The following is a 15,996-nucleotide window of genomic DNA, read 5'->3' as shown; positions in this document are numbered from 1 at the left end:
CATGTCCGTTTTCGCCCCGCTCGGCGCCGCGCTCGGCCACCTCGCCGACGCGCTCTCCCCGCTCTTCGGCGCCTCGGCGACCGCCGCCGCCATCGTCGTCTGCACCCTGGTCGTGCGCGCCGCCCTGCACCCGCTCGCCCGCGCCGCCGTCCGCGGCGAGAAGTCCCGCAGCGCGCTGGCCCCGCAGATGGCCGAGATACGCCGGAAGTACGCCAAGGACCCCGAGCGCATGCAGCGCGAGGTGACCGATCTCTACCGGAAGGCGGGCGCCTCGCCGCTGGCCGGCTGCCTCCCGATGCTCCTGCAGCTCCCGGTCTTCTTCCTCATGTACCACCTCTTCACCTCCCGCAGCTCCGGGCTGCTGGGCGAGCGGCTGCTGGACGCGCCGCTCGGCGGCCGCTGGGTGGACGCGCTCGCCGACGGTGGCCCCTTCGGCGCGCACGGGCTGGTCTACTGCGCGCTGTTCGTGCTGGTCGCGGCGGTCGCGACCTGGAACTACCGGCGGGCGCGCAAGGTGACGGCGGCGGCCGGAGCCGCGGGCTCCGCCACGGAGGTGCCGGGCATGGGCGCCGTGACGAAGCTGGCGCCGCTGCTGTCCTTTGGCACCCTGCTGACCGTGGCCTTCGTACCGCTGGCCGCGAGCCTGTACGTGGTGACGAGCACGACCTGGACGGCGTGCGAGCGAGCGCTGCTGCTGCGCGACCGTGACCGTGCGCGGGGGCGGACGGGGGAGGAGACGCAGCCCGCTGCGGCCACTGCCAAGTCCCGGACCGCTACCGCCGAGTAAAGGTCCAGTACGTGAACGGGGTCTTGCGGGCGGGACCCCGTTCTTGGAGGATCGGCCAAATCGCTCGATGGCCGCACTCCATCGGCCGGCCCGGGAGACCCCTCTCCCGGGCCGACCCTTCGCATACGACCACGGGAGTTGTACTGATGAAGCTGCTGCGTGTCGGACCGGTGGGGGCGGAACGCCCGGCGCTGCTGGACGAGTCGGGAACCCTGCGTGACCTGTCGGGCATCGTGCCGGACATCGACGGAGCGCTGCTCGCGGACGAGACGGCGCTGGACCGCGTCCGTACGGCAGCGGCGGCCGGCGACCTGCCGGCGCTGGACGCCGCCGGGCTGCGCACGGGCGCGCCGCTCGGCCGCATCGGCAAGGTCGTGTGCATCGGGCTGAACTACCACGACCACGCCCGGGAGACCGGCGCGCCGATCCCGGCCGAGCCGATCGTCTTCATGAAGGCAGCGGACACCGTCGTCGGCCCGGACGACACCGTGCTCGTCCCGCGCGGCAGCGTGAAGACCGACTGGGAGGTCGAGCTGGCCGTCGTCATCGGCCGCACGGCCCGCTACCTGGAGACCGACGAGCAGGCGCTCGCCGCCGTCGCGGGCTACACCATCGCGCACGACGTCTCCGAGCGGGAGTTCCAGATCGAGCGCGGCGGCCAGTGGGACAAGGGCAAGAACTGCGAGACGTTCAACCCGCTGGGCCCCTGGCTGGTCACCGCCGACGAGGTACCCGACCCGCAGGCCCTCGGCCTGCGCCTGTGGGTGAACGGCGAGCTCAAGCAGGACGGCACGACGGCCGAGCAGATCTTCCCGGTCGCCGAAGTCGTCCGCTACCTCAGCCAGTTCATGACCCTCCACCCCGGCGACGTCATCAACACCGGCACCCCGGCCGGCGTCGCCATGGGCCGCCCCGACCCCAAGCCGTACCTCCGCGCCGGCGACGTGGTCGAACTCGAAATCGACGGCCTGGGCCACCAGCGCCAGGAACTGAAGGACGCGTGACGGGTGGGGTGGCCCTCAGCCCTTCGGGGTGAGGGCCACCCAGACCGGGCCCGGGGCGAAGGGGAGGGCGTGGCCTTCGGGGGTGGTGAAGGTGGTGCCGCCGTCCGCCGTGGAGCGGGACCACTCGGCCTGGTACTTCTTGCCGTCGCGGAGGACCAGGGCGTCGCCCGAGCCGACGGTCTGCGTGTACGGGGTGACGCTGCCCCACTTGTCGTGGAGGCGGGAGGAGCGGACGGTCACGTACTGGATCACCACCGTGGCGACGCCCAACTGCCCGGCTCCGGTGGTGCGGAAGGGCGTGCCGTCCATGGCGACCAGCCAGCGATCACGGCTCTCGGACCAGGTGAAGGAGAAGCGGGCCGCCGGGTAGCGGACGTCCTGTCGCATCGTCCTGGTGCCGCCTTTCGCGGGGGCGGCGCCGAAGCGGAAGCCGATGTCGGCGGGGGCCGAGGCGTCCGAGGCGGCTTTCAGGGCGCGGGCCGGGCGCACGTACAGGTTGTGCGGCGCGGCGCGGTCCGTGCTGCGGACGTACGCGTCGGGTGCCTTGCGTGGCGGCAGGGCGGAGATCGGGGCCGACTCCAGCGTGGGGCGCAGCTTGGCCTGCGCGCCCGAGTAGGCCAGTGCCGGGTGCCCGAACTGGCGGAGCAGTTCGAGGTCGGACTCGCGTGCGCTGCGGACCGGGCCGACGCGGTCGGGGAGGTGGGAGGCGAAGACGGCCAGTATCCGGGACAGGCCGGCCTCCACCTCTTCGGTGTAGAGGATGTCGGCGTCCTCCAGGCCGGTCTGCGGGCGGGCCGCGGCGACGTTGTCTATCTTGACGGCCAGTACCTGGTCGCCCGCGCCGTCCTTGCCGGTGAACGGCGACTTGCCGTCGTCGCCCGCCTGACACCCCGCCACCATCGGTGACAGGCCCGCGGCCAGGCCCGCTGCCAGCACGGTCCGCCGCGATGATCCCGTCCAGCTCGTCCGCCCGCCCGTCCACGCCATGGGGGTACCGCCTCTCTCTCGCCGGTTCCCCCACAGCTTTCCCGGTGGACCGGGCGGGCGCACGGATTCCGTCAGGCGGGGCGCAGAAAACGCTCCAACGCCTCGACGACGAGGGCGTGGTCGTCGGCCTGCGCGAGGCCGGAGACGGCCACCGCGCCGATGACCCCGGTGCCGCGGAGGCGGACCGGGAAGGCGCCACCGTGCGCGGCGTAGGTGTCCGGGTCCAGCCGGGAGGACTCCTCGAAGGTCCTGCCCTTGGCGCGGAATCGGGCGCCGACCAGGAAGGACGCCTCGCCGTACCGCTCCACGACCCGGCATTTGCGGTCCAGCCAGGCGTCGTTGTCGGCGCTGGTGCCGGGCAGCGCGTAGTGGAAGAGGCGCTGGGCGCCGCGGCGGATGCTGACCGTCACGGCGGCGTCCCGTTCGCGGGCCAGTTCGACGAGGAGGGTGCCGAGGGCCCAGGCGTCCTCATTGCTGAAGCGGTCGAAGACCAGCCGGCGCTCGTGCTCTTCGAGGGCCGCGATGTCGTCGGCGGCGGCGGTCATCGGGCGGCCTCGATCCGGACCGAGCGGCCCTCGGCGGCCGAGAGCTTGGCGGCCTCCAGGACGCGCAGCGCGGCGGCCGCCTCCAGGGCGGTGACCGGCGGCTCGCCGCCCGTACGCAGCGCTTCGGCGACCGCGGCGTAGTACGCGGGGTAGTCGCCCGGCAGGGTGGGCACGGGCTCGCCGCCGCCGGTCTGCGGGGACTCGCCGGCGCCGATACGGCCCCAGGCGGACTCCGGCTCCACGCCCCACTCGGCGTCGGCGGCGCCGGGCCGGCGGCCCTCGCGCAGCGCCGCCTCCTGCGGGTCCAGGCCGTACTTCACGTAACCGGCCTCGCTGCCGAGCACCCGGAAGCGCGGGCCGAGCTGCGCGGTGGTGGCGCTGACCCACAGGTGCGAGCGGACGCCGCTCGCGTGCGTGATCGCGATGAAGGTGTCGTCGTCGGCCTCGGCGCCGGGGCGGCGCACGTCGGACTCCGCGTACACCGAGACGGCCGGGCCGAAGAGGGTGAGCGCCTGGTCGGCGACGTGGCTGCCCAGGTCGTACAGCAGCCCGCCGATCTCGGCCGGGTCGCCGGACTCGCGCCAGCCGCCCTTGGGCTTGGGCCGCCACCGCTCGAACCGCGACTCGAAGCGCCACACCTCGCCGAGCGCGCCCTCCTCGACCAGCTTGCGCAGGGTCAGGAAGTCGTTGTCCCAGCGGCGGTTCTGGAAGACGGAGAGGAGCAGCCCGCGGTCCTTCGCCAGGGCGGCGAGCTGCTCGGCCTCGGCGGCGGTCCCGGCCAGCGGCTTGTCCACGACCACCGGCAGCCCGGCCTCCAGGGCAGCCGTGGCCAGCGGTACGTGCGTCTTGTTCGGCGAGGCCAGCACGATCAGGTCCAGCTCGGCGGCGCGCGCGAGCACCTCGTCGGGCGTGCCCACCGTGCGCACCTGGGGGTGCTCGGCGCGGGCCTGCGCCTGGCGGTCGGGGCTGGAGGTGGAGACCGTGTCGAGGACCAGACCCTCGGTCGCGGCGATCATCGGGGCGTGGAAGACGGAGCCGGCCAGGCCGTAACCGATGAGGCCGACGCGCAGGGGGCTGCCGGGGAGTGCGGTACCGGGGGAGTCGCTCGGGCTGCTCATGCCTCCCACTTAAGCAACGCTGTTGCCAAAGTGCAAGCGGTCCGCACAATAGAGGGGTGAGCAGCGAACACCCTCCCCCCTCCGACCTGGCCGAGCGCGCGCTCGGCGGCGCCAACCTCCCCCTGCTGCGCGGGCACAACGCGGCCGTGCTGCTCGGGCTGCTGCGCGCGGCGGGGGAGGGCGGCGTGAGCCGGCTGGAGCTGGCCGAGCGCAGCGGGCTCACCCCGCAGGCGGTCAGCAAGATCACGGCCCGGCTGCGCGAGGCGGGGCTCGCCGCCGAGGCCGGGCGGCGCGCGTCCACGGGCGGCAAGCCCCGTACGGTCCTGCGGCTGGTCCCCGGGGCCCGGTACGCGATCGGGCTGCACCTGGACCGGGACGAGAGCGTCGCGGTCCTCGCCGACCTGGCGGGCGAGCCGGTCGCGGTCCGCCGCGCGCCGCTGGACCTGGGCGCGGGCGCGGACGAGGTACTGGCGGCGGCCGCGGACCGGGTCGCCGAGGTGCGCGCCGCGGCGCCCGAGGCCCAGGTGATCGGCGCGGGTGTCGCCTGCCCCGGACCGCTGGACCACCGTACGGGCGTACTGCACCGGGTCACCGGCCTCCCGCGGTGGGACGGCTACCCGCTGCGCGCCGCGCTCGCCGAGCGGCTCGGCCTGCCCGTGGTCCTGGACAAGGACACCAACGCGGCGGCGCACGGACTGGCCCAGCAGGCCGACGGCGCCGAGTCGTTCGGCTATCTGCACCTGGGGACGGGGCTGGGCGCCGGGCTGGTGCTCGGCGGCGCGGTGCACCGCGGTGCGCGCACGGGTGCGGGGGAGTTCGGGCACCAGGTGGTGCAGCTCGACGGCCCGCGCTGCGGCTGCGGCAAGCGCGGCTGCATCGAGGCGCTGTGCCTGGCCGCGGTCGCGGCAGGTGACCCGGCGGAGGCGGCGCGAGTGCTCGGCGTCGGCGCCGCCAACCTCGTCGAGCTGCTGGACGTCGACCGGATCCTGCTGGGCGGCCGTACGGTACTGGCCGACCCCCAGGCGTACGTACGGGGAGTCGCCGCCTCGCTCGACGCCCAACTGCGCGCGCACGGTGCCGCCGGGGCCCGTGCCGTCCCGGTCGTGCCCGCGCCCGGCGGCGCGCAGATGGTCGCCCTCGGCGCGGCCCATCTGGTGCTGGCCACGCTCTTCGCCCCGCCGCGCGGCCCGTTCACGGGGGCGCGGGCGGCGCTCTGAGCGGGCTGCCCGCGGCGCTCTGAGCCGCGCCCCCGTGGCGCGCGGCTCAGACGAGGTCGACCAGGTCCGCGATCGAGTCGACGACGCTGGTCGGCCGGAACGGGTAGCGGTCCAGGTCGCCCTTGCCCGTCAGCCCGGTGAGCACCAGGAACGTCTCCATCCCGGCCTCCAGGCCCGCCAGCACATCGGTGTCCATCCGGTCACCGATCATGGCGGAGGTCTCGGAGTGCGCCCCGATGGTGTTCAGCGCCGTACGCATCATCAAGGGGTTCGGCTTGCCGATGAAGTACGGGTCCTTGCCGGTCGCCTTGGTGATCAGCGCGGCGACCGAACCGGTGGCCGGCAGGGCGCCCTGAGGGGAGGGCCCGGTGTTGTCGGGATTGGTCGCGATGAACCGCGCGCCGTCGTTGATCAGCCGGATCGCCTTGGTCAGCGCCTCGAACGAATACGTACGCGTCTCGCCCAGGATGACGAAATCCGGGTCCGCGTCGGACAGGACATAACCGGCATCGTGCAGAGCGGTGGTCAGCCCGGCCTCGCCGATCACATAGGCGGAGCCGCCGGGGTGCTGGTTGTCCAGGAACTTGGCGGTGGCGAGCGCCGAGGTCCAGATGTTCTCGACCGGCACCTCCAGCCCGATCCGGCTCAGCCGGACGTGCAGGTCCCGGGCCGTGTAGATCGAATTGTTGGTGAGCACCAGGAAGGGGCGACCGGCGTCGCGCAGCTTCTTGATGAAGGCGTCGGCTCCGGGGACGGGGATGCCCTCGTGCATCAGCACGCCATCCATGTCGGTGAGCCAGGATTCGATCGGCTTGCGCTCTGTCATGAGCGCCATGCTATGCACTCCCGCTCGCGTGCATCAGGGGTGACGGGAGAGCTTCCCGTCACCCCTGCGGCGCAAGCGGCGGCCCGCTCAGGATGCGGAGCGCGGCCGCCGGGCGGACCTTCGAAGTATCCGGAGGTTCACCATGCGTCCACCGCGTTTCACCGTCTGCACCTGCACGGCCTTCACCGCCTGCGTGGTCCTCGCCGGCACCGCGCACCCGGCGGGCCGGCTCGACGGGCAGCCCGGGCCGGTCGCCGCCACCGCGGGGGTGACGGCGCCGGCCGCCACGCCGCCGCCCGCCGAGTACCGCTCCTCTGGCTCGGTTCACCTCCGGGGCGCCGGAAGCCGGTGTCGAGAGGCCGACCGTGCTCAACCCTTCGGGCCTCCGCGCTCCCCCAAGCTCTCGGCTTCGCTCGAGCAGGGAGGTGCCCCCATGCCTCTCGACACCGGCGCGCCCCTTCGGCTCGTGACCGAGGACCGGCGGCCGGTCGGCGGGATGAACTCGGGCCGGTCGGCGGGGCTGGTGGTGGCCGGCGGCGTGGCCCTCGTCGTGATCGGCCGCATCGTGCACGTGCTGCGGAAGCGGGGTGGCGGTGGTGCCGAGTGAGGGGCTGCCCCTGGCGGGCGGGTACGGCCGGCTGCTGGCCGGCGTGGCCTGGGCACTGCTGCTGCTCGGGCTGTGGATATGGGGGCGAGGGCCGAGCGACGGGCAGCTCCCGGGCGCCGCCACCACCGGCGACGTCGCCGCCGTGGGCCGCCCCCTCCTCCAGGAACTCCCGCGGGCGCACGACCCGTTGCCCGCCGCCCGGCCCACCGCGATCGGCATCGGCGCGCTGGGCACGGCCCACGCAGACGTGGTGCCGGCCGCCGCCGGTGCGCCGAGCGGCGTCCTCGCGCCACCGGCCCGTACGCCGGGTGCCGTGGCCTGGAACGCGACAGGGCCGCAGCCGGGACGGCCGGGCGTGGCCGTGCTGGCCGGGCACGGTGCGGCGGGCCCGGGGCGCGGCGTCTTCGCCGGACTGGGCGAGGTCCGCGCCGGGGAGACCGTGCGGGTGGCCCGGTCGGACGGCTCCATCGCGGAGTTCACCGTGGAGGAGGTACAGGCGTACTCGCCGGCACGGTTCGACGCCGCGCGGATCACCGGCGCGCACGAGCGCGGCCGCGCCGAGCTGCGCCTCGTCAGCGACGACCGGATCGTCGTCTCGGCCTACTTGAGCGCGGTCAGCGGTCCCTGAGAGGAACGAGGAGGTGAGCGGAGTGCGGCACGCGGACGGCGGCGTACGATCGCCCGGCCGGGCCGGCGGCTCGCTCCCCCCTGAACCGCCGGCCGACCGGTCCTCGACCGCCGCGATTCAGGACTGCGGGAGTTGCCCTGCCGTCGGCGGGAGGCGCCATGAAGTGCGCGTTCCAGGCCGGGGGCCAGGGCCAGACCCACACTTTAGAACGCCTGCGCGCCCTCCGCATAGAGGGCGTTGGCAGCGGGCTGTAACAGGTTGCCCACGGGCCGTCGCCAGTGCACACGGGTGTGCCAGGATTGCTGCGACCGGCCAAGTTCCGTGCTCCGAGGGGGGAGTGGATGTACGGCGAAGTACCGGGGTCCGGGGGGACTTCGAGTGGACGGCGCGGTGACCGCCGCGTCATGAGGGTTGCCGTACCGGCGCTGGCGGCGCTGCTGCTGGCGGCCGGGGCGCTGGCCGGATGTTCCTCGTCCGACGGCTCCGCCGGCGGCCCGCCGGAGCAGCGGCCCAGGGGAACGGTGCCGTACTGGGTCAACCCGGACGGCAAGGCGGCCCGGCAGGCGGCCGCGTACCGCAAGGGCGACAAGCAGCACGACGCCGAGCTGATCGACCGCATCGCGACGCAGCCCGTCGCGGAGTGGATCGGCATCGAGGACCCGCAGGGCGAGGCCCGCGGCTTCACCGAGGCGGCCGCGAAGGCGGACCGCGACGCGCTGCTGGTGCTCTACAACATCCCGCACCGCGACTGCGGCAGCTATTCCAAGGGCGGCGCCGCCGACGGCAACGCGTACCGCGCGTGGCTGGACGGCGTGGTCAAGGGCATCGGCGACCGTGCCACGACGGTGATCCTGGAGCCCGACGCGCTGCCGCACATCGAGGACAAGTGCACGCCGGAGCAGTTCCACGAGGAGCGGTACGCGCTGCTGACCGAGGCCGTCGGCAAGCTCAAGGCGCTGCCGCACACCAAGGTCTACCTCGACGCGGGCAACCCGCACTGGATCAAGGACCCGGGGCGGATGGTGGAGCCCCTGAAGCGGGCCGGCATCGACCGCGCCGACGGCTTCGCGCTGAACATCTCCAACTACCAGACCACCGAGGAGAACGAGAAGTACGGCAAGCGGCTCTCCGCGATGGTGGGCGGCAAGCACTTCGTCATCGACACCAGCCGGAACGGCAACGGCCCGGCGCCGGGCGGCGACGACCCGGAGAACTGGTGCAACCCGCGGGGCCGGGCGCTGGGCGAGCCGCCGACCGTCAAGACGGACGACGGGCTGGTGGACGCCTACCTCTGGATCAAGCGGCCCGGGGAGTCGGACGGCCCGTGCAAGGGCGGCCCGCAGGCGGGCAAGTGGTGGCCGTCGTACGCGCTGGAGCTGGCCCGCAACAGCAAGCAGTGACGCGGTGAACGGCAAGCAGTGACGCGGTGAGGGGGCGCCCCGAGCATGGGGCGCCCCCTCCGTTCTTACGCGGCGTCAGGGCTTCTCGGCCGCGGGCACCTTCACCCACACCGCCTTCGACGGTGTGCCCTCGTCGTCGACGGCCATGACCATGTACCAGCCCGGCGGGACCAGGGCCGGGTCCTTGGGCAGGGTCACGGTCACCGAGTCACCCTTCGTCGTGAAGGCCAGTGCGAGGGAGCGCTGTTCGACGTTGGTGACATGGGTGAACGAGCCGGGCCTGATCAGCCGCAGCTTCTTGAGCGAGGAGCTGTGGGACGTCCCGAACGTCGCCTTGCCGCCCAGCTGCACGGTCGTGGGGCCCTTGGCCGTCAGGTCGGGGCGGGCGCCCTGGAAGAGGTAGGGCGGGGTGTAGAGGTCGATCTGCTGCTGGAAGACGCCCGGCCTGGTGTTGTCCTTGTCGGCGAAGAGCGAGTCGGAGCCGAAGGTCATCACCCGGCCGTCGGGGAGCAGCAGCGCGCCGGAGTGGTAGTTCCGGCCGACCAGGGGGTCTGCGACGCGGCGGGAGGTGTTCTTCGCCGGGTCGTACAGCTCGGCCGCCAGGATGTTGGAGTCGCTGCGGCCGCGGTAGTCGCCGGAGCCGTTGGTGGTCAGCACGGTGTCGTCCGGCATGATCACGCTGCTCGGATAGCGGGTCTTCGCATACAGGTCGGGCCCGTCCTGGAAGCGCGGCTTCGGCTTGGTCAGGTCCACGATCCGGGTCTTGTCCGTGGCGCGCGGGTCCTCGCCGACCCCGCCGCCGCCGAGAACCATGTACCGCTGGTCCTGCGCGGGCGGCAGCAGTACGGACATCGACGTCTCCAGGATGTCCGGATCACTCATCCCGGGCACCACCTGGAACTTGTTGCTCTTCAGGTCCCAGATCCCGGGCTTGCGGCCCTTGTTGTCCGGGCCGTACCCGGCGTTGGAGCCGGTGTAGAAGACCTGGCCCTTGCCGGACAGGAAGAGCGTCGGGTAGGTCGGGAAGAACCGCTGCTCGGGCAGGTACGTCCACTTCTTGGTCTTCGGGTCGTAGAGCTCGTTCTTCCCGGGGACGACCTGGCCGATCTCGTCGAGGCCGGAGACCGAGAGGACCTTGCCGTCCTCCATGGAGGTCAGCGTCGGATACCAGCGGGCCTCGTTCATCGGGTCGACGCGGATGTACCGCTCGGCGACCGGGTCGAACTCGAAGGTGTCCTTGATCCCCTGGAAGTCCTTCTTGTCGAAGGACAGCTTCTGCGCGATGCCGTAGAAGTTACGGGCGTCCGCGCCGGTCAGGCCGTGGATGCGGTAGTTGTCCTGGGCGCCTGTGGCGTACTGGCGGCCCTGCTTGCGCGCCTCGACGTAGACCCGGGCCTCGCTGTGCTCGACCCGTACCTTGCCCGTCGCCTTGTCCTTGATCTTCTTCGCCCGCGGCACGACGACCGGGTCCTTGGAGACGAACGTTTTGCCGTTCTCCTTGCCGGTGAAGAGCGTGCCGGCGGGGAAGGTCTTCGGGCCGTCCGGGTCCTCGTTGTAGATGATCATCAGGCCGCCGGCCTTCTTCACATCGCCCTTGAGGGTCTCGTAGCGCTGGGTGCCGCCCGCCACCAGCAGCTTGCCGTCCGGGAGCTGGGTGTGGCCGGAGCAGAACAGGTCGGTCGGCGTGGGGATGTTCTTGAAGGCGTTCTTCGCCGGGTCCCACAGGACCGTGCGGAAGGACTTGGCCTTGAAGTTCGCCGCGTTGTTGCCGGAGCCGGCGACCAGCAGGACCTTGCCGGTGTGCAGCAGGGCCGCGTGGATCGTATTGATCCTGTACTCGGCGGGGACGTCCAGCACGTCCCAGTGGCCGTTGCGCTGCTTGTACTCCGGCTGGTTGATCTTGTACGAGTGGTACTGCTCCGAGGCGAAGCCGTACACGGCCGGGCCGTTCATGGCGGCCAGCGCGGTCACCACCACCGCACCTATCCCCAAACGGCGGGTGCGGCGGCTCGGTCGGTATCTCATCGGTTGGTTCCCCCCACGGGAATCTGCACGGTCTGCGCGAGCTGGTCTTCGGCGGTCCCGGCCTCGGTGGCTCCGGCATCGGCCGCTTCGGGGGCCTCGGCATCGCCGGCGGGCCGCGCGTCCCGGCGCAGCGACCAGCGCCAGAGGGCGATCGGCACGCAGCAGACCAGCAGGGCCAGCACGGCCCAGACGATCATCGCCGGGTGGGCGTGGCCGAAGAAGAAGGAGGCGATCAGCGAGGAGCCGAAGACCAGGAGGAAGAAGAGGTGCACCCGGAAGGTCCCGAAGAGGGTGTCGGGGCTGGAGGAGTCGCCCTTCGGGGTCACCACGAACTTGCTCTTGCGGCGCAGCGCCGCGTCGAAGAGGGAGCGCGCGTAGATCGGTGCGGAGAGCGCGGACATCAGCATGCCGGCGACGCCGCCGGAGCCCTCCGGCTCATGGGGGGAGACATTGTGCCGGCGGTTCCACACGTACAGGCCGATCTGGAGCGCCGAGGCGTTGCCGTAGAGCATCATCCACACGGCCGGGTCGATCTGGACGCCGGAGGCGCCGAGCCCGAGGAAGAGCGCGCAGCTCAGGGCGGCGAGTATCCAGTTCAGCGCGGACATCGGGTAGAAGATGACCATCATCGTGTAGTTGAAGAAGCGGCCCGGGGACAGCGTGAAGGGCGCCTTCCAGAACTGCTTGAGCAGCGTTTCGTACGTCCCGCGCGACCAGCGGAGCTGCTGGGTGAAGAAGTCGGTCCAGGCGGTCGGGCCCTCGCCGACGGCGAGCACGTCGGGGGTGTAGACGGAAGCCCACTTCTTGCCCGTGGCGGGGTTGCGGTGGCGGTGCATCTCGAAGCCCGTGGCCATGTCCTCGGTGATCGAGTCGTACAGCCCGCCGATCTGCTTCAGGGCCTTGATGCGCACGGCGTTGGAGGTGCCGACGAACATGGGGGCGCCGTAGCGGTTGCCGGCCCGTTGGATCAGCGCGTGGAAGAGGAACTGCTGGGACTCGGCGGCCTTGGTGACGAACGTGTCGTAGTTGCCGTAGACCTGGGGCCCGATGACGAAGCCGACGTTCTCGTCGCGGAAGTAACCGAGCATCCGCTCCAGGTAGTTGGGCAGCGGTACGTGGTCGGTGTCGACCGAGGCGAAGAAGTCGTACTCGTCGCCGTGGGCCTGCAGCCAGGCGTTGTAGTTGCCGTGCTTCGTTCTTGCGCGGTGCGGGCCCTTGGGGCGGTTCCACTCCGGTATGCCGTGCCGGGTGAAGTGGCGCACCCCGAGTCTCGCGCAGACCTCTCTGACAGCCGGGTCGTCGCCCTCGTCCAGCAGCCAGACGTGCACCACGCCGCGGTGCCGCACCCGGACTGCGGCCTCCAGCGTCTTCGTCACCATCTCCAGTGGCTCCTTGCCGGGCACGAAGGAGGTGAGGAAGGCGACGCGGGTGCCGTTCTCCGGGACGACCGGTATGGGATCGCGGGCGACGAGCGTGGCGTGGGCGTTGGAGAGGACGTTCAGACAGCGGAAGAACTCGATCAGGCCGATCGAGACGAGCATGACGACGTCGAGGACGGGGAGGAAGGCGAACTGCGGATAGTCGCGCTGGGTCCAGTGGGCGGGCTGCAGCAGCCAGGCGAGAAGTCCGAGGGAGACCAGCGGGGCCGCGCCGAGCAGCAGGGCTGCCCGTAAGCGGTGCGGCTCGTCGGCGAGCAGGCTGCGGTACCGGACCTTGTACGGCTTGCCGGGCTCGGGCTGCGTCAGCGGGCCGGCGAGCCGGCTGTAGTGCTCGTAGTCGTAGCGCGGGAGCGGCTTCTTCTCCACCGGTCGCCGGCGCTGGTGGCCCGGCAGGCGTAAGCGCGTCGTCGCGGACGGGTCGTACTGGTGTTCCTGCCGGGCGCCGGTAGGCGTCGACGTCATGACTCCATCCCCCCGCACGCAGTACTGGCTGCGTGTCCGTGTGCTCTCGTCCGAGGCTTCGGTCCCCCTCGACCGGCTCGGCCCTGTGGTCTCGGCCGCCCGCGTACTCAGACGCGTGCCGTCCGCCTTCCGGTTGCCCGGTCGTGGTCTGCCGGCCTGGCAGCGCGCAGGGTTCCCCAACCCCTCGTGCGGCGCGGCCGGTGGTTCCTCCCCACGTGCTCGTCAAGGCCATGTTCGACCCATCCGTCACGTCAGGGTCCCTAACCGGCCTTCATGATCGCAAGGGCGGAATGCGTGCTTACGGGAGGTGTGGGCGTATCGGTGGACTCGGGGTAGTGCGCGGCGTTCCGCGCGCCCTCTCCTTCAGGAAGCGGAATCGAGAACCCGGGGCTGGGGTCTCTCCTGTTCGAGCGGAGCCGAGAGCTTGGGGAAGTCAGCGCTCGCCGGAACTGCGCAGCCGGTCGCGGATGTTGTCGAAGTGGTCGCGGACCGCCCGCTCCGCGCGGGGCCCGTCGCCGTCCCGCACCGCCGCCAGGATCTCCTCGTGCTGGCGGACCGTGGTCTCCGGGTCGGCGTGCGCCGCGACGAGATCGGTGCGCACCCGGTGGAAGGCGTCCCAGAACGCCTCCAGCACCTCGCTGAGCAGGAGGTTCTCCAGGCCGCGGTGGAGAGTGGCGTGGAATGCCCGGTCGGTCTCGGCCCGGACGCCGCCGGCCGCCGCCTCCGTCCGCATCCGCGCCACGATCGCGTCCAGCTCGGCCAGGTCGGCGGCGGGCACTCGCCCCGCCAGCCGCGCGATCAGCCCGGTCTCCACCGCCTCGCGCAGCTCCAGCAGCTGCAGCAGGCTGTCCTCGCCCCGGTAGTGCCCGGCCACCGTGCGGAAGGTCAGGCCCTCGATCATCGGGGCCATCGACATCGGCCCGACATAGGTACCGAAGCCGTGCCGGATCTCCACGATGCCCATGGCCTGCAGCGCCTTCAGCGCCTCGCGCACGGAGTTCCGGCTGACCCCGAGCAGCTCCATCAGCTCCGGCTCGGTCGGCAGGGACGCCCCGGACGGCAGCCGCCCATCGATGATCAGCTTCTTGATGCGCTCCTGGATGTCCCTCGCCATCCCGTGACTCTGCACCCCGGCACACCGTTTTGACCAGCACTTCCGCTCAAGGAAGCCGTAAAAAATGACCAAGGCCCCCTCGTCGTGACGAGGGGGCCTTGGCCCTACGTGCGCCGCCAGGGACTCGAACCCCGGACCCGCTGATTAAGAGTCAGCTGCTCTAACCAACTGAGCTAGCGGCGCGCGCTGACCTGGAAAACTCTACACGAACTCCAGGGGTGCTCCGGACCGCGGAAGGCCGTCCGGCGACCCGCCGAATGTGTGAGGTGTGACACTCCTGCCGGTATGGGTGCCGTCCGGCTTTTCTCCCGCGTGTCGCATCCCCCGTCGGGACTGATTGGCGCGATTTCGCCCGACGGTTCGCCGGTTTTGCTCCGGGGAAGAGGGTTTCCGTGCGCAAGGTCATCAGTTGCCCCGTCAGCATGCGATATGTACCGGTAGTTGAGAAGCTGTGCCCGTGTGAGGCCAATGAGAACGCAGTGGCCGGAAGGGGAACGGGAATGACGGTGCCGGTCTTCATCGAATTCGAGCCCGCGGACGACTGCCCCTGCGCGGGCTGCGCGCAGCAGCGGCGCACCCTCGCGCAGACAGCGCGGCTCAGGGACGGTGGCCACCCCGCCGCGCACGGCGCCCGCCGCGCGCTGGTGCTGGCGGCCGCCGCCGGTACGGTCCTGGCGACCCCGGCCGCCGGTGCCCTCCCCGCGATGGAGGCCGGCCGTCCCGCGGCCGGGCCGGCCGGCGGCACGGGACCGGCCCCGGCCCCGGATGCCACGCCGGGTACACAGGGCCCGGTCAGCGGCCTGTACGGCGGTGCGGCCGGCGGGCGCGCGCGGCCCGCCGACGAGCCGCGCTCCACCACTCGCGCGGCGATCATCGCGCGGGCGAAGGCGTGGATCGCGGCCCGGGTGCCGTACAACATGAACGGCTACTGGTCCGACGGCTACCGCGAGGACTGCTCCGGCTTCGTCTCGATGGCCTGGGGGCTGGGCAGCAACCAGTGGACCGGATCCCTCAGCCGGTACGCCGTGCGGATAACGAAGGACGAGCTGCGGCCCGGCGACATCCTGCTCTTCCACAACGCGGGGAACCCGTCGGCCGGCTCGCACGTGACCGTCTTCGGCGGCTGGGCGGACGCCTCGCGGAAGAAGTACGTCGCGTACGAACTGGCGCCGCAACACGCCCGGAAAAGGGTCACCCCGTACGCGTATTGGAGCAACGCCGACAAATACGTGCCCTATCGCTACCGGAATCTGGTCGACGGCGGCCTTCCTGATGGCGACGGCGGGCTTCCCGACGGCGGACTGCCGAACGGCTTCTCGCACTCCTTCCCCGGCCTCGGGCACTTCGGGCCCGGCGCCGACAACGCGTGGGTGACCAAGCTCGGGCGCCTGCTGGTGGCCCGCGGCGGCGGCGCGTTCTACCGCTCGGGGCCCGGGCCGCGCTGGAGCGCGGCGGACCGCGCCGCCACCCGCGCCTTCCAGCGCGCCCAGGGGTGGCGCGGCGCGGAGGCCGACGGCCTTCCCGGGCCGGACACCTGGGCGTATCTGACCGGCGGCAAGGGCCGGAACATCGGCGGCCACGCGGCCGCCGGCAAGGCGGGCGGCTTCCCCGGCGTCCGGCACTTCCGGCCCGGGCAGAGCGGCAGCCACATCACCCGGCTCGGCCGGCAGCTCGTGAAGAAGGGCTACGGCAAGTACTACACCTCGGGCCCCGGACCGCGCTGGTCGGAGGCGGACCGCAGGAACGTCGAGGCGTTCCAGCGCGCGCAGGGCTGGCGCGGCGCCGACGCGGACGGCCATCCGGGCCCCGAGACCTGGCGGCGACTCTTCCTATGACG

The 15,996-nt window shown here is 72.2% G+C and carries 14 protein-coding genes and 1 tRNA gene; 7 read left to right on the top strand and 8 right to left on the bottom strand.

Annotation, left to right across the window (positions count from 1 at the left end):
* The first annotated feature begins 1 nt into the window (after window position 1).
* Both IG84_RS0128680 and IG84_RS0128675 read left to right on the top strand, forming a co-directional pair.
* On the top strand, window positions 2–787 hold the full coding sequence (locus tag IG84_RS0128680; RefSeq protein WP_031063130.1) for a YidC/Oxa1 family membrane protein insertase: 786 nt from the start codon (window positions 2–4) through the stop codon (window positions 785–787).
* Window positions 788–933: 146 nt separating this feature from the next.
* Entirely contained in the window at window positions 934–1,791 is an 858-nt protein-coding gene (locus IG84_RS0128675; RefSeq protein ID WP_031063126.1) for a fumarylacetoacetate hydrolase family protein, read from the top strand.
* 15 nt (window positions 1,792–1,806) lie between these two features.
* Here the strand turns inward: IG84_RS0128675 and IG84_RS0128670 are convergent, their stop codons facing one another.
* From IG84_RS0128670 to IG84_RS0128660, 3 genes are all read right to left on the bottom strand, one after another.
* Entirely contained in the window at window positions 1,807–2,778 is a 972-nt protein-coding gene (locus tag IG84_RS0128670) for a DUF3048 domain-containing protein (RefSeq protein WP_031063123.1), read from the bottom strand.
* 71 nt (window positions 2,779–2,849) lie between these two features.
* A complete protein-coding gene (locus tag IG84_RS0128665; RefSeq protein WP_031063121.1) occupies window positions 2,850–3,323 on the bottom strand; it encodes a heme-degrading domain-containing protein in 474 nt (157 codons plus the stop codon).
* The gene (locus tag IG84_RS0128660; protein WP_031063118.1) at window positions 3,320–4,441 is read right to left on the bottom strand and encodes a Gfo/Idh/MocA family oxidoreductase; all 1,122 of its coding nucleotides are present in this window, start codon (window positions 4,439–4,441) and stop codon (window positions 3,320–3,322) included. Before IG84_RS0128660 ends, IG84_RS0128665 begins: the two co-directional genes overlap by 4 nt.
* Window positions 4,442–4,497: 56 nt before the next feature.
* Here IG84_RS0128660 and IG84_RS0128655 point away from each other — a divergent pair, with 56 nt between their 5' ends.
* Window positions 4,498–5,658 carry an ROK family transcriptional regulator gene (locus IG84_RS0128655; RefSeq protein WP_245659630.1) on the top strand — a complete coding sequence of 387 codons (1,161 nt, stop codon included), beginning with the start codon at window positions 4,498–4,500 and terminating at the stop codon, window positions 5,656–5,658.
* Between the two features lie 46 nt (window positions 5,659–5,704).
* Here the strand turns inward: IG84_RS0128655 and IG84_RS0128650 are convergent, their stop codons facing one another.
* On the bottom strand, window positions 5,705–6,484 hold the full coding sequence (locus IG84_RS0128650; RefSeq protein ID WP_031063111.1) for an HAD-IIA family hydrolase: 780 nt from the start codon (window positions 6,482–6,484) through the stop codon (window positions 5,705–5,707).
* 433 nt (window positions 6,485–6,917) lie between these two features.
* Here IG84_RS0128650 and IG84_RS41270 point away from each other — a divergent pair, with 433 nt between their 5' ends.
* The 3 genes from IG84_RS41270 (at window position 6,918) to IG84_RS0128630 (ending at window position 9,119) form a co-directional block, all read left to right on the top strand.
* Window positions 6,918–7,091, top strand: a complete 174-nt coding sequence (locus tag IG84_RS41270; protein WP_157848952.1) for a hypothetical protein — start codon at window positions 6,918–6,920, stop codon at window positions 7,089–7,091.
* Window positions 7,078–7,719 carry a sortase domain-containing protein gene (locus tag IG84_RS0128640; RefSeq protein ID WP_211266538.1) on the top strand — a complete coding sequence of 214 codons (642 nt, stop codon included), beginning with the start codon at window positions 7,078–7,080 and terminating at the stop codon, window positions 7,717–7,719. The genes IG84_RS41270 and IG84_RS0128640 overlap by 14 nt, the downstream gene beginning before the upstream one ends.
* 341 nt (window positions 7,720–8,060) lie before the next feature.
* A complete protein-coding gene (locus tag IG84_RS0128630; protein ID WP_031063101.1) occupies window positions 8,061–9,119 on the top strand; it encodes a glycoside hydrolase family 6 protein in 1,059 nt (352 codons plus the stop codon).
* Between the two features lie 75 nt (window positions 9,120–9,194).
* On the opposite strand, the gene glxA is transcribed toward IG84_RS0128630, so the two are convergent.
* The 4 genes from glxA to IG84_RS0128610 all read right to left on the bottom strand — a co-directional run bounded on the left by glxA (window position 9,195) and on the right by IG84_RS0128610 (window position 14,342).
* Window positions 9,195–11,144, bottom strand: a complete 1,950-nt coding sequence (gene glxA, locus IG84_RS0128625; RefSeq protein WP_031063099.1) for a radical copper oxidase GlxA — start codon at window positions 11,142–11,144, stop codon at window positions 9,195–9,197.
* Window positions 11,141–13,045: a glycosyltransferase family 2 protein gene (locus IG84_RS0128620; protein WP_031063098.1), complete on the bottom strand. Its 1,905-nt coding sequence runs from the start codon at window positions 13,043–13,045 to the stop codon at window positions 11,141–11,143. The genes glxA and IG84_RS0128620 overlap by 4 nt, the downstream gene beginning before the upstream one ends.
* 433 nt (window positions 13,046–13,478) lie before the next feature.
* Entirely contained in the window at window positions 13,479–14,159 is a 681-nt protein-coding gene (locus IG84_RS0128615) for a FadR/GntR family transcriptional regulator (RefSeq protein ID WP_031063094.1), read from the bottom strand.
* Between the two features lie 109 nt (window positions 14,160–14,268).
* Window positions 14,269–14,342: transfer RNA gene (locus IG84_RS0128610), tRNA-Lys, on the bottom strand.
* 317 nt (window positions 14,343–14,659) lie between these two features.
* Here IG84_RS0128610 and IG84_RS0128605 point away from each other — a divergent pair.
* A complete protein-coding gene (locus IG84_RS0128605) occupies window positions 14,660–15,994 on the top strand; it encodes a peptidoglycan-binding protein (RefSeq protein WP_031063091.1) in 1,335 nt (444 codons plus the stop codon).
* Window positions 15,995–15,996 lie beyond the last annotated feature (2 nt).

This window comes from Streptomyces ochraceiscleroticus (genome assembly GCF_000720485.1).
In the GTDB taxonomy this organism is placed as follows: Bacteria; Actinomycetota; Actinomycetes; order Streptomycetales; family Streptomycetaceae; genus Streptomyces; species Streptomyces ochraceiscleroticus.
Note: the sequence above shows the minus strand (reverse complement) of the source record. Positions and strands in the feature narration are given on the sequence as shown.